Source organism: Streptomyces sp. NPDC050416 (assembly GCF_044458845.1).
Lineage (GTDB): Bacteria > Actinomycetota > Actinomycetes > Streptomycetales > Streptomycetaceae > Streptomyces.
Genome location: NZ_JBITII010000002.1, coordinates 538,177 through 550,567 on the forward strand (window position 1 = coordinate 538,177; position 12,391 = coordinate 550,567).

Sequence of the window (12,391 nt, forward strand, 5' to 3'; positions counted from 1 at the left end):
GTCGGGCGCCCTGTCTCCATGCGCCACGCCCCCGGACGTCACATCCCCAGCAGCCCGGCCACCGTCCCGGCCGACGCGAACAGCGTCAGGACGGTCTGGGCGTCCCCGAGCACGTCCCGCAACCGCTGGAGGCGGCCCTCACCAGCCCTGCCGGTTCGGCTGATCTCGTCCTCGGTCTCCGCCAGGGCGGTGTCCAGCTGCGCGGCCTCCTCGCTCTGCCGCACCCGGGTCAGGTCGGCCCGCAGTTCCCGTACGGCCTTCAGCAGCTCCTCGGCGGCCTCGTCGCGCGGGGCCGGGGTGCCGTGGTGGCTCTCGGCGTGCGCGTGGCTGCCGATGGCGAAGGTGCTGCGCTCGACGTTGCCGCCGATGCTGACGCTGGGCTCATTCGTTGCCATCGGTGTCGGACCCCTTCTGCGGCGCGGTGCCGCCGGACGTGGTGGTGGAGGAGGCGGAGGCGTGGCTGCCGACGGCGAAGGTGCTGCCCTCGACACCGCCCTCGATGTTCACACCGCCGCTGCTGATGTTGACGATCTTCTGGACGAACTCGCCGGTCTGGTAACCGGCGTCGGCGATCGCGGCCTTCACCCCGTTCGCGACGCGGTCCTGGATGCTCTTGAGGTAGCGCTGGACGTCCATCTCCTGGAAGAGGGACCCGCCCCGCACCGAGCCCAGTTCCCGCACCGACAGGGCGGGGCCGTCGGGCAACGCCTCCGCGTAGCCGCCGGTCAGCAGCCGCCACGCGTACAGCACGCCCTTGCCGAGGGCGACCAGGGAGCGGGCCACCGAGCCGGGCACCCGGGCGACGGCCCAGGCCGCCTTGCCGAACACGTTGTTGTGGCGGAAGCGGTGGGCCGTGCGGTCGGCGTCCTTGAAGTCCTCGCGCACCGGCAGCAGCACATGCGGGGCGATCTCGAGCATGAGCATGCCGCCCTGGGTGTGGATGCGCACGAAGACGGTGACGACCAGCTCCTCCTCCCAGCCGCCCACGCGGATGCGCAGGAAGTGGCGCCGCTTCTCGGCGCCCTCCTCGACCGCGCGCGCCCGGTGCTCCTCGAAGGCCTGCGGGTGGTACGGCGCCTCCTCGCGCCGCCGCAGCCCCTCCGCGGGCAGGAACACGCACTCGTCGATCTCCAGCCAGCGCAGCCGGTCACGCACCGACAGGCCGGCGTACTCGGAGGGCAGCCGCAGCTGCTCGAGCAGCGGCCGGACCCTCTCCAGCACCGTCCGGTTGCTGATCGGCTGCTGCTTCTTCATGCCGTCGGGCCGCAACTCGACGGCGAGGACCCAGGTCTCGTAGGCCGCACCGGCCCCGCAGAACGGACGCGCCTCGTGGTACATGATCAGCGGGGCGTGCTGTTCCAGCCGAATGCGGTCCTTCAGTCGCTGGAACCGCTGTCCCTCGTCCTGCTCCGCGGGGTCACCGGCGGCGTCCGGGAAGCGCTGCGGGGACAGTTCGGCGGCCAGCACCCGGGCGAACTGCCCGCGCTGCGCGGCCGTGCACAGCGCGATGAGCACGAACATGACCAGGGCGAGCCAGGCCTGCCAGGGCTCGAACAGCTCACCCAGCTCGCTGGAGGTGGGGACCAGCACATCGGACAGGTCCGGTGTGCCGGCGCCGTACGCGCCGGAGGAGTCGAACGAGTCGTACGAGTCGTACGACGATCCGTACGAGGAGCCGTCGTCGTTGCCGCCGAAGGCCGTGATCACCGTGGCGACCAGCAGCCAGGCGAAGCCGATGCGGCCCCACCAGCGGAACAGGAAGGCCGGCACCCTGCGGTACAGGGGCGGCCGGTCGGCGTTGCCCCTGACCCAGGACGCGATCGCGAGGAAGAGGCTGGGGCCCAGGAAGATGGCCAGCAGACCCCCGGTCAGCGCCGCGCCGATGATCCACAGGCCGAGGATCGCCCCGGCCCACAACAGCTCGTGGCGCCGGGCCCGCAGGGCGTGGGCGAGGACGCGGGCCGCGTCGAAGCCGAGCGAGGGGGCCACGATCCGCTGCTCGTTGAGATGCAGCTGCTCGATGACGCGGTCCCGGTACCCGGAGTCCAGATAGGTGCCCGCGCACAGCAGCCGGGTCGCCTCGCTGGCGTGCGGCGGCGTGGGCGGCGGTGCCGGTGGTGCGCCGGCGTGTGTCGGCTGCGGTTGCTGCGGCACGTATGCGGTGCTCACGCCACTCCCCCGATGCGCGAAAAGAACCCTGTACAACCTTGAGTTGAGAAGCCATCAGCATAGAGTGACCGGCGAGGCCCGTGGAAGCGGTATGCCGTGAGGGCTCGCTGTGTGGCGGCGATGGACACAAGGTCTTCACCGCGCATCGCCCCCCGAACGCATCGATCCCCGGGCCGCCGCGGCGGCCCGGGGATCGATGAGGAGATCTGCGGTCAGGTTCAGATCAGGCCGAGGCCGCGGACCGCCTCGCGCTCCTCCTCGAGCTCCTTGACGGAGGCGTCGATCCGGGCGCGGGAGAACTCATTGATCTCCAGGCCCTGGACGATCTCGTACTTGCCGTCCTTGCAGGTGACCGGGAAGGAGGAGATCAGACCCTCCGGGACACCGTACGAACCGTCCGACGGAATACCCATCGAGACCCAGTCGCCGTCGGCGGTGCCGTTGACCCAGCTGTACACGTGGTCGATGGCCGCGTTGGCGGCCGACGCGGCCGAGGACGCGCCGCGGGCCTCGATGATCGCGGCGCCGCGCTTGGCGACGGTCGGGATGAAGTCCTCGGCCAGCCACTTCTCGTCGTTGACGACCTCGGCGGCGTTCTTGCCGGCCACCGTGGCGTGGAAGATGTCCGGGTACTGAGTGGCGGAGTGGTTGCCCCAGATGGTGAGCCGCTTGATGTCGGCGACCGTGGAGCCGGTCTTCTTCGCGAGCTGGGTCAGGGCACGGTTGTGGTCCAGACGGGTCATGGCCGTGAACCGCTCGGCGGGTACGTCCGGCGCGGCGGCCTGGGCGATGAGCGCGTTGGTGTTGGCCGGGTTGCCGACGACGAGGACCTTGACGTCGTCCGCGGCGTGGTCGTTGATGGCCTTGCCCTGCGGCTTGAAGATGCCGCCGTTGGCCTCCAGCAGGTCGCCGCGCTCCATGCCCTTGGTGCGGGGGCGGGCGCCGACGAGCAGGCCCACGTTCGTGCCGTCGAAGGCGACGTTCGGGTCGTCCGTGATGTCGATGCCCTGCAGGAGCGGGAACGCGCAGTCGTCCAGCTCCATGGCCGTGCCCTCCGCCGCCTTCAGGGCGGGCGTGATCTCCAGCAGGCGCAGCTTCACCGGCACGTCCGCGCCGAGCAGCTGACCGGAGGCGATGCGGAAGAGCAGGGCGTAACCGATCTGGCCGGCCGCGCCGGTGACGGTGACGTTCACGGGAGTGCGGGTCATGGCGTTCTCCGTATGACAGCTGGCGGTGGGGCGTCCCTGCCCCGGACGTTTGATCGATCTCTTGGCGTCAAGAGATCCATCCAGCGGTCAGGCTATCGCGCATCCGGGATCCCGCACGGCCGGGTCGGTGTGGCCCACCCCACAACCACCCGACACCCGAACAAAAGGCGGCCGCCCGTCCGGGAGAGGAGGACGAAGGCGGCCGCCGGGGGGAACCGACCAAGCCGGACTCCCGTGGGGGTACGGTTCGCGTGCCCCCGGTTCCCCCGCGCATGCCACCCTCACCGAAATTTCTCCCGCGCCCGTTTCTGCCACCTGGCCCTCCGCCCGGTGCCCACCGCTCCGACCAGACGCGACGGCCCCGCCCCGGCGCGAGGCGCTCCGCGTTTCACCGACGCCCACCAGCCCCTGGCCCCGGCCGGAAGCCAGGCACGCCCGCCGGCGACAGCCCTCCTCGGGCGCTGCGCCAAGTGCTGGGCCCCACCCGGAGCGAGGCGCCCGCCGCATGCCGGGCACTCACCAGCACCGAGGTCTCCGGCCGCAAGCCGGGCGAGCACCGGGTGGCCCGCCGCGCACGGAGCCCACCGGGCGGTCAGAAGCCCCGCGCCCCGCCGGCGGCAAGGGGACCTCGGCGTGCCAGGCGCCCGTCGGGCCCCGGCCCCTCGACAGGATCGCCCCGGCCGGGGCCAGGCGCGCCGCCGGAAGCCACCCCCGCCAGGTGCCAGGCGGTCGGTCGTCCCCCTACTCCGTGCAGCCCTGCCGGCCGGAGGCCAGGGTGGCGCAGGCCTTGGCGTCGGTGGCGTTCTTGACCGAGACCATGGGGGTGTAGGCGATGGCGTCGCCGGTGGCCGTGATGCTGCCGGTCTGCTTCGTCTTGCCCGCGCTGATCTGGACCTCGTCACCCTGGGCCGCCTGGGTGATACGGCCCCAGGCCGCCTTGCAGGTCTCGCTGTAGCGGACCTCGACGACGGTCGTGCCGACGGTGGCGGTCCGGGCCGTGGTCACCAGGTCACCACTGCATCCCATGTTCTCCGCGTCCTTGCCGGTGCAGCTGTCGCCGCTGCACTTCACGCCGGGCGGCAGCTCCTGGTTGGTGGTGGCGCTCGGCGAGGGCGACTTCGTGCCGCCCTTGGCCTCGTCGTCGCCACCGCCACCGGTGAGGTAGAACGCGCCGGCGATCACCACGAGCACGCCCACGACACCCGCGACGAACGTCGCGGTCCGCCGCTTGCCGGCAGAGTTTCCGGAGCGCCCGGGCCCACCGGAGCCGCCCGTGCCGCCGGAACCCCCCGCGCCCGCCGGGACCGCGTCCCGCGGGGGCGTGCCGTACGCGTCCGGCCCGACGCCCGGCATCCGGGTGGTGCCTGGACCGGGACCGGCCGTGGCCGCGGTCCCCGCGCCGGCGGTACGCCCGCGGCCCTGGGAGGGCCCCTGGTACCCGGCCACTCCCCACGAGTTGCCCCCGGTCCCGTCGCTGCCGGTGGAGTCCTGCACCTCGGGCGCCGTCGGCTGCGGCGGCACGGTCGGGGCGACGCCCGCCGGGCCCGCGATCCCCGGCGTCACCGTGGCGCTGCCGCTTCGGCGGCCCGCCCCGCCACCGCCCGCGGCGGCCGTCTTGCCGTCACCCTTGGCACCGGCCGGCGGAGTCCCGAAGTCCTGCCCGCCGAACTCACCCAGCGCAGCGCGCGCCTGGGAGATCCGTATGGCCTCCATCGTCATGTCGTGCCGCATCTCCGAGCGGCTCCAGGCGCGCTCGGCGAGCTCCCACATGGTGGTGAGGTGCATCGGGTTGGTCCCGGTGACCTCGGCCAGCGCCACGATCGCGCCCTTGGGCGCGAGCAGCCGGCCGTTCAGATAACGCTCCCACGACGTCTTGCTGTAGCCCGTGCGGTCCGCCACCGACGCGATGCTCAGACCGCTGCGGTCCACGAGTCTGCGCAGCTGGCTGGTGAACTCCCTGATCTGCGGATCGAGCTCATCCGGCAAGGCCCTCCAACGAGGCATTGCGTCCCCCTCTTCCCCCCGGTACGTGCTGTTGTTTCCCGCGCTGTACGCCCCGCGCGTTGGCGGCCTCGGCCGAGTCCCCGTTCTGGCTACCCACAGGGATGCGCCCACCCAGGATCTCAGTTCCCTGACCGGGGGCGCACAGAAGCACAGGACCCGCGCGCGATACACCCTGGACCGTCCCGATTGTCCATGCCCAACCCGCCCTTGCACCACTTCATACCGAATCTCCCGGCGGACGTACCGGAACCGTCACTTCCGTGCCACAGCGCACTGACAGGCGTTGAACAGGCCGTTCGCCGTGCAGGAGGGTGGTCCGTGACGGCGGCCCGTCCTTCCTCGGGGGAGAGGACGGACCGCCGTCGTGTCACTCGCTGGTGACCGTGAAGTGCAGCGTGTCCTTCAGGAACGGGATCTGGAGCAAGGGATTCGGCTGCGCCATCAACGCCAGCAGGACGATCGCCAGTCCCATGACGCCGTACGTGACGATGTCCGTGAACCGGGAGCGGACGGCGAGCATGCCGACGTCCGGCAGCAGCCAGCGCATCGCGCCACCGCCCAGCAGGGCGATGCCGATCAGCAGCGTCCCGAGCCGGAACTGCCCGAGCGCGGTCACGAGCAGCCCGAGTCCGACCAGCACCAGAACGGCGAGGACGGGCCACTGCCGCGCCGGCGCGAACGCGTCCCCGGGCGCGGCCCGGCCACCGCCCTCGGGCCGCGCGGTGTCCTTGGTGAACAGCGGAAACCGCCGGGTGACCCGCCGCGGCCGCCCCTCGGCGTCGGGGGCACTGACGGGATCCCGCACGGTGAGATCGCCGTCCTCGTCGCGCACCATGGCATCGGCGTCACCATCGACCACACCAGGCGCGTCAGGCTCACCGCGCACGGCCTGCGCGCCCGCGACGGCCGGGGCACTCTCCGCCCCCCCGGTGTCCGAGGCGCTCCCCGCGCTCGCCGCGTTCCGTTCAGCCGACACTGCGCTCCGCCGCCTCGACCACGTTGACGAGCAGCTGGGCCCGGGTCATCGGGCCGACTCCGCCGGGGTTCGGGGAGATGAAGCCGGCGACCTCGGCCACGTCGGGGTGGACGTCGCCCATGATCTTGCCCTCGGCGCTGCGGGAGACACCGACGTCGAGGACGGCCGCGCCCGGCTTGACGTCCTCGGCGCGGATCAGATGGGCGGAACCGGCCGCGGCGATGATGATGTCCGCCCGCTTGAGGTGCGCCGACAGGTCACGCGTGCCGGTGTGGCACTGGGTCACGGTCGCGTTCTCGCTGCGCCGGGTCAGGAGCAGTGGCATCGACCGGCCGATGGTCACACCCCGGCCGACCACCACGACCTCCGCGCCCTTGATCTCCACGCCGTAGCGACGCAGGAGGGTCAGCACACCGTTCGGGGTGCAAGGCAGGGGGGCCGGCTCGTTCAGGACCAGTCGGCCGAGGTTCATCGGGTGCAGGCCGTCCGCGTCCTTGTCCGGGTCCATCAGCTCCAGGATGCGGTTCTCGTCGATGCCCTTGGGCAGCGGCAGTTGCACGATGTAACCCGTGCAGGCCGGGTCCTCGTTCAGCTCGCGGACGACCGCCTCGATCTCCTCCTGCGTCGCCGTGGCCGGCAGCTCGCGCTGGATGGAGGCGATGCCGACCTGCGCACAGTCACGGTGCTTGCCGGCGACGTACTTCTGGCTGCCGGGGTCCTCCCCGACCAGGATCGTGCCGAGGCCGGGCGTGACGCCCTTCTCCTTCAGCGCCGCCAGGCGGGCGGTCAGGTCGGACTTGATCGCGGCTGCGGTGGCCTTGCCATCGAGAATCTGGGCGGTCATGCCCCCATCCTCGCGGATGACCCGCCCGCGGTTCCAATCCGGCCGCAATACGGGCACCGCGGGGCCCCTCCCCCCGTATCCGCCCATGATCAGTGATGTTGCACTTGCACAACACATCGGGAATGCGGCTGGACAAGCCCGTCAGTGGTGAAGAACGATGACCTGACAAGTGCCGCGGGCAGCTCAACGGGGGGACGGTCGCTGTCTGAAGAACTCTCCTCCGTACGGATGCCACGCGTCGTCCCCGCACTCGGACCAACGGAGGAAAGCCCCCATGAGCTACGGCGACCCGAACAATCCCTACGGCGCTCCCCAGGGGCAGCCGCAGCAGCCGCAGCAGGGCTACGGCTACCCGCAGCAGCAGGGGCAGGCGCCCGGGTACGGCTACCCGCAGGCCCCTCCGGTGTCCCAGTACGGCGGTCCCGCCGCGCCGACGACGATGCCGGGCTCCGTGAGCGCGGCCCGCGTGATGATGTGGGTCATCGTCGGTCTGCAGGTCGTCGCCGTGGTGATCCTCGGCCTCGGCGCTGCGGCCATCAATTCCGCGAAGGACGACGAGGCCCTCCAGGACAACGCCGCTCTCCAGGACCTGGTCGGCCAGTCGACCGGCCTGATCTGGGGTTACGTGGTGTTCGGCCTGGCCTGGCTGGTGTTCGCGGCCGTCCTGGCGACGAAGTTCAAGAACGGCGGCAACGGCGCCCGCGTGACCATCCTGGTCTTCGCCATCATCACCGCCGTCCTCGGCATCTACCCGTTCATCCTCGTGGGCCTGGTGCACACCGTCCTGGCCATCCTGATCGCGGTGTTCGTCGGCAACGCCAACGGCAAGGCCTGGTTCAACCGCCCCCGTTACTGAACGGACGCGGCGGGCGGAACAGTTCGCGCCAATCGCATCCAAGGGCCGTGTCTCACCCGTTCGAGGGGGGCACGGCCCTGGTGCGTCGCCCTAGTCTGACGTCCATAGCTGTCAGGCACGGGAGAGCACCTTGTACAGCATCATCGTGGTACCTCCGCCGACCACGGAGGACGAGCGAAACCCCGGTCAGATCAGACTCGCACCCGGCGAACGCCTCGCGTTCGGCCGCTCCGCACACGGCAACGACCTGCGCATCACCCACGACGGAGTCTCCCGCCGGGCCGGTGAGATCACCGCGCAGGGCGCCTTCTGGATCCTCAGCAACCTCAGCCGTGACCTGACCTACCTGGTGGAGAACCCGGAAGGCGCGGGGGAACACGTCAAGATCGGGCCCGGGCGGCTGGACGCGCCGATCCCCTTCGAGTTCTCGCGGATCGTGCTGCCCGCCGCCGGCGACCTGCTGGCGCTCCAGGTGTGGGCGCCGCGCCACGACTACCTGAGCGGCACCGGCGGCCTCGACGGCGCCACGACCGCACCGGCCTTCTCCCTCGACCGCACCAAGCGCTACTTCGCGGTCCTGGCCGCCCTGTGCGAACCGCGCCTGCGCGGCACCCCGCACGCCCCGCTGCCCACCGTCGACCAGGTCGCCGACCGTCTGCGCCCCACCTGGCCGGCCGCGTCCCGCACCTCGGTGCAGTGGAACATCGACTACCTCGCCGTGAAACTGCGCCTGAAGCCGGGCCCGGAGAGCGCGGACACCGGCCCGCGGCTGAACGGCAAGAAGGAGTCCCTGGTCTCCCTGGCGCTCCGCTTCGACCTGGTCCGCGAGGACGACCTGGCCGTCCTGGCGAGCCCCCCGCCGGGCCGGGTGACCCGGTGACCGAGCCCTACGCCGTCGCGGTGCCGAAGGGCTACCGGGTCGGGGTCTGGGAGGTGCGCGAGCCCCTCGCGACCGGCGCCTTCGGCAGTGTGTACGCGGCCCGGCGCACCGGGGAGAGCACGGAGCTGCCCCGGACGGCCGCCCTGAAGTTCCTGCCCACGGGCACGGCCACGCCCCGCCGGCTGACCCATCTGCGCGAGCTGGTCGAGCGGGAGGTCGAGCTGTACCGGCGGCTGAAGCAACCGCGCCTGGTGCGGATGTACGAGACGCTGACGGTCGACGACCCGGACCGGCCGGAACTGGACGGCGCCACCGTCCTCGTCCTGGAGCGGGCCGAGGGCTCCCTGTCCGCCCTGCTCACCGCGGAGCCCCGGCCCGAGGCCGGTCCCGCGCTGCTCGCGCAGATCTGCGAGGGCCTGGCCCAGCTGCACGGCGCCGGCTGGGTGCACGGCGACCTGAAGCCGGCCAACGTGCTGCTGATGGACGACGGTTCGGTCCGCCTCGCCGACTTCAACATGGCCGCCGAGCTGGAGGGCACCCACGCCTACACCCCGGCGTTCTCCACCCCCGACTACACCCCGCCCGAGCTCCTGTGGACCGAGATCGGCGAACGGGGCCGCAGGATCCGCCCGTCGGCCGACATCTGGGCCTTCGGTGTCCTCGCGCACCTCGTCCTCACCGACTCCTTCCCGCTGCCCGGCGCGACCGCGACGGCCCGCCGCGACGCGGCCGCCGCCTACGCCCGCGGCACCGACGAGCTGCGCCTGTCGCCCGAACTGCCCGACGACTGGCGGCAGATCATCTCCGCCTGCCTGACCCGCACCCACCAGGACCGCGTCTCCGGCGACACCCTGCTCGCCCGCGTCCGGGCGGCCGCCGGCACCGGCCACCGCTCCTTCCGCCTGCCCCGTCTGCGCCCGGCCCGCCACCGCTCCCGCCGCATCGCGGTCCTGGCGGCCGGTGCCGCCGTCGCCGCCCTCGGCTACGGCGTCGCCACCTGGGCCGGTCCCGGCGACGACGGCGGGAACAGGACCGGCGAGACCCGGAAGGTGTCCCCCGCCACGTACGGCGCCTCCGAACTGCGCACCGACAAGGGCGTCCCGGTCGCCTACCGGCGGCTCATCGTCGACTCGGCCCACGACTGCGTCCAGCCGGAGATCACCCCGGCGCTCATCGCCGCGATGCTGAAGGTGGAGAGCGACTTCGACCCCGATCTCTCCGACCCGGACGCGGGCGAGGAGGGCGAGTACGGCATCGCCCGCTGGACCCCGAGCATCCTGCGCTGGTGGATCCGCGCCGACGGCGTCCCCGCGAAGGAGACCCCCAGGCCGCCGCTCACCCCTTCCGAGTCCATCCCGGCCATGGCCCGCTATCTGTGCTTCGCCGAACCGCGCCTGGAGGCCGGACTGCGCGGCGACCGCCGGGTGCTGGTCGCCGCCGCGTACCGGACGTCGTACGAGAGCGTGAACAACGCGGGCGGCGTTCCCCCGAAGTACCGCGACTACGCCGCCCGCGTCGCCCACTACCTCAAGGAGTACACCCCGGCCGCGAAGAAGTGACCCTCAGAGTTCACAGGTACTCCCCGGGCGCCGGGTAGGTCAGGGCGCCCGGTACGTCAGACCGGCGGCCTGCCTCCGGTACCGTTTCCGGCATCGCTGCCAGGACCACAGCCGGGGGATCCATGTCAGACGCCGTCGCGCAGACCGGTTGCGTGCCGCTGCGGCCCGCCGATCCGGTGCGGGTCGGACCGTACGTACCACTGGGGCTGCTCGGCCGGGGCGGTATGGGACGGGTCTATCTGGCGCGGCACGGGGACGGGACGCCCGGGCTCGCCGCGGTGAAGGTCATCCGGCCCGAGTACGCCGAGGACGTGCCCTTCCGGCGGCGGTTCGAGCGGGAGGCCACCGTGCACGCGCGCGTGGGCGCGCCCTACACGCCCGAGCTGCTGGGCACGGGCTTCGAGCCGGACAGCGAGCTGCTGTGGATGGCGACCGTGTACTTACCCGGTCTCAACCTGGCGGAGGCGGTGCGGGACTGCGGTGTCCTGCCACCGGACGACGCCTGGCGGCTGGTGGCCGATCTCGGGCGGGCGCTCGGCGCGCTGGCCGCGACCGGGATCGTGCACCGGGACTTCAAGCCCTCCAACGTTCTCCTGACCCGACAGGGCGCACACGTCGTCGACTTCGGCATCGCCCAGGCCGTCGACTCCAGCGCGATCACCACGACCGGCAACCGCGTCGGCACCCCCGCCTTCATGTCCCCCGAGTACCTCAGGGACGGCCGGTGCGACACGGCCTCCGACGTGTTCTGCTGCGCGAGCACGGTCGTCCACGCGGTCACCGGCCACGCCCCCTTCGGCGACGGCACCGGCGTGGACGTCCTGCACCGCATCGCCTCGGAGGAGCCGAACGCGGAGGTCATGTCCGAGGTGCGGACGGCCGATCCGGCTCTGGCCGACCTCCTCACGGCGTGCCTCTCCAAGGACCCGGCCCTGCGCCCCGGCCCCCAGGACCTGGTCGACGCGGCCTCAACGCAGCCCCGGTCCGCCTCCTGGCAGGAGCCGCTGGGCAGCCGCATCCTGGCCCGGCAGCGGGCCCACGAGGCGCTGAGGGACGGTCCGTTACCGGCGCCGCCGGTGCGGCGGGCGGTGGCTGCGGTGCCGGGGTTCGCGCCGCCCGGAGCAGCGCAGTTACCCGGCGTACCGGTGGCGGGGCAGCCGGGCTTCGGGCCGCCGGTGGCGGGGGGTACGCCGGTGGCGGGGAGTACGCCGGTGGCGGGGAGTACGCCGGCAGCGGAGAGTACGCCGGTGGCGGCACCGGCGGCCGGGACTCCCGCCCGGCGGCGGCTGAAACCTTACGCCGTCCTCGCCGCCGTACTCACCGTGTGCGCCCTCGGCCTGACGGCCTTTCTGGCCACGCGCCCTTCGTCGGCCGGCGACAGCGGCTCCGCCGCGCCCACGGCCCGTGCGACCGGCGACGGTCACGACCGGACGTCCCTGCCGGGCCTCGACCACCCGGATTCCCCCACACCGTCCAGCCAGGTCCCTCGGAGCGAGAGCACGACCAGGGGCACCTCACCCGGCCCCTCGGACCACAGTGCCGAGGCCGACACCCGCACCACCGCCCCCGCTCCCCCGCCGGAGACGACGAAGCCCCGGCCGTCGGCCACGGAGCCGACGGAGACGCCGACCGCCCCGGCCGGGCCCCCGTGGCTCACCGACTGCACCTACTACTCCGGCACCGAACTCACCCGCCGCGGCGACAGCGGCCAGCGCGTCGTACAGGTGCAGTGCATGCTGGCCAAGCGCGGCTACGCCGTGGGCGGCGCGGGCGTGGACGGCCAGTTCGGCAAGGACACCGTCACGGCGGTACGCGGCTTCCAGCGCGCCAAGGGGCTGGACCCCGACGGCAAGGTCGGCCCCAGGACGTGGGCGGCGCTGCGCTCCTCGACCTGA

Annotated in this window: 10 protein-coding genes; 4 read left to right on the top strand and 6 right to left on the bottom strand. The window is 72.6% G+C overall.

Translation table 11 applies throughout. From position 1 onward, the window contains the following. Positions 1 to 38: 38 nt before the first annotated feature. The 6 genes from ACIBL4_RS07500 to ACIBL4_RS07525 form a co-directional block, all read right to left on the bottom strand. A complete protein-coding gene (locus ACIBL4_RS07500) occupies positions 39 to 395 on the bottom strand; it encodes a hypothetical protein (RefSeq protein ID WP_399407426.1) in 357 nt (118 codons plus the stop codon). After that, a complete protein-coding gene (locus ACIBL4_RS07505) occupies positions 382 to 2,169 on the bottom strand; it encodes a hypothetical protein (RefSeq protein WP_399407428.1) in 1,788 nt (595 codons plus the stop codon). Before ACIBL4_RS07505 ends, ACIBL4_RS07500 begins: the two co-directional genes overlap by 14 nt. Positions 2,170 to 2,387: 218 nt before the next feature. Next, on the bottom strand, positions 2,388 to 3,377 hold the full coding sequence (locus ACIBL4_RS07510; RefSeq protein ID WP_020273344.1) for a malate dehydrogenase: 990 nt from the start codon (positions 3,375 to 3,377) through the stop codon (positions 2,388 to 2,390). A gap of 741 nt (positions 3,378 to 4,118) precedes the next feature. Further along, positions 4,119 to 5,381, bottom strand: a complete 1,263-nt coding sequence (locus tag ACIBL4_RS07515) for a DUF2690 domain-containing protein (protein ID WP_399407431.1) — start codon at positions 5,379 to 5,381, stop codon at positions 4,119 to 4,121. 367 nt (positions 5,382 to 5,748) lie between these two features. Next, entirely contained in the window at positions 5,749 to 6,357 is a 609-nt protein-coding gene (locus ACIBL4_RS07520) for a DUF3017 domain-containing protein (RefSeq protein WP_399407433.1), read from the bottom strand. Beyond that, the gene (locus ACIBL4_RS07525; protein ID WP_399407435.1) at positions 6,347 to 7,201 is read right to left on the bottom strand and encodes a bifunctional methylenetetrahydrofolate dehydrogenase/methenyltetrahydrofolate cyclohydrolase; all 855 of its coding nucleotides are present in this window, start codon (positions 7,199 to 7,201) and stop codon (positions 6,347 to 6,349) included. Before ACIBL4_RS07525 ends, ACIBL4_RS07520 begins: the two co-directional genes overlap by 11 nt. 274 nt (positions 7,202 to 7,475) lie before the next feature. Here ACIBL4_RS07525 and ACIBL4_RS07530 point away from each other — a divergent pair, with 274 nt between their 5' ends. The 4 genes from ACIBL4_RS07530 (at position 7,476) to ACIBL4_RS07545 (ending at position 12,391) form a co-directional block, all read left to right on the top strand. Beyond that, positions 7,476 to 8,057, top strand: coding sequence for a hypothetical protein (locus ACIBL4_RS07530; RefSeq protein ID WP_399407437.1), 582 nt, complete (start codon positions 7,476 to 7,478; stop codon positions 8,055 to 8,057). Positions 8,058 to 8,187: 130 nt separating this feature from the next. Beyond that, the gene (locus ACIBL4_RS07535; protein WP_399407439.1) at positions 8,188 to 8,937 is read left to right on the top strand and encodes an FHA domain-containing protein; all 750 of its coding nucleotides are present in this window, start codon (positions 8,188 to 8,190) and stop codon (positions 8,935 to 8,937) included. After that, positions 8,934 to 10,496, top strand: a complete 1,563-nt coding sequence (locus ACIBL4_RS07540) for a protein kinase (RefSeq protein ID WP_399407441.1) — start codon at positions 8,934 to 8,936, stop codon at positions 10,494 to 10,496. The genes ACIBL4_RS07535 and ACIBL4_RS07540 overlap by 4 nt, the downstream gene beginning before the upstream one ends. A 122-nt stretch (positions 10,497 to 10,618) precedes the next feature. Next, positions 10,619 to 12,391, top strand: coding sequence for a protein kinase (locus tag ACIBL4_RS07545; protein WP_399407443.1), 1,773 nt, complete (start codon positions 10,619 to 10,621; stop codon positions 12,389 to 12,391).

Coding starts and splice junctions, on each gene's coding strand:
- ACIBL4_RS07525 (WP_399407435.1), bottom strand. CDS start 7,201: ATGACCGCCCAGATTCTCGATGGCAAGGCCACCGCAGCCGCGATCAAG.
- ACIBL4_RS07545 (WP_399407443.1), top strand. CDS start 10,619: ATGTCAGACGCCGTCGCGCAGACCGGTTGCGTGCCGCTGCGGCCCGCC.
- ACIBL4_RS07530 (WP_399407437.1), top strand. CDS start 7,476: ATGAGCTACGGCGACCCGAACAATCCCTACGGCGCTCCCCAGGGGCAG.
- ACIBL4_RS07500 (WP_399407426.1), bottom strand. CDS start 395: ATGGCAACGAATGAGCCCAGCGTCAGCATCGGCGGCAACGTCGAGCGC.
- ACIBL4_RS07515 (WP_399407431.1), bottom strand. CDS start 5,381: ATGCCTCGTTGGAGGGCCTTGCCGGATGAGCTCGATCCGCAGATCAGG.
- ACIBL4_RS07510 (WP_020273344.1), bottom strand. CDS start 3,377: ATGACCCGCACTCCCGTGAACGTCACCGTCACCGGCGCGGCCGGCCAG.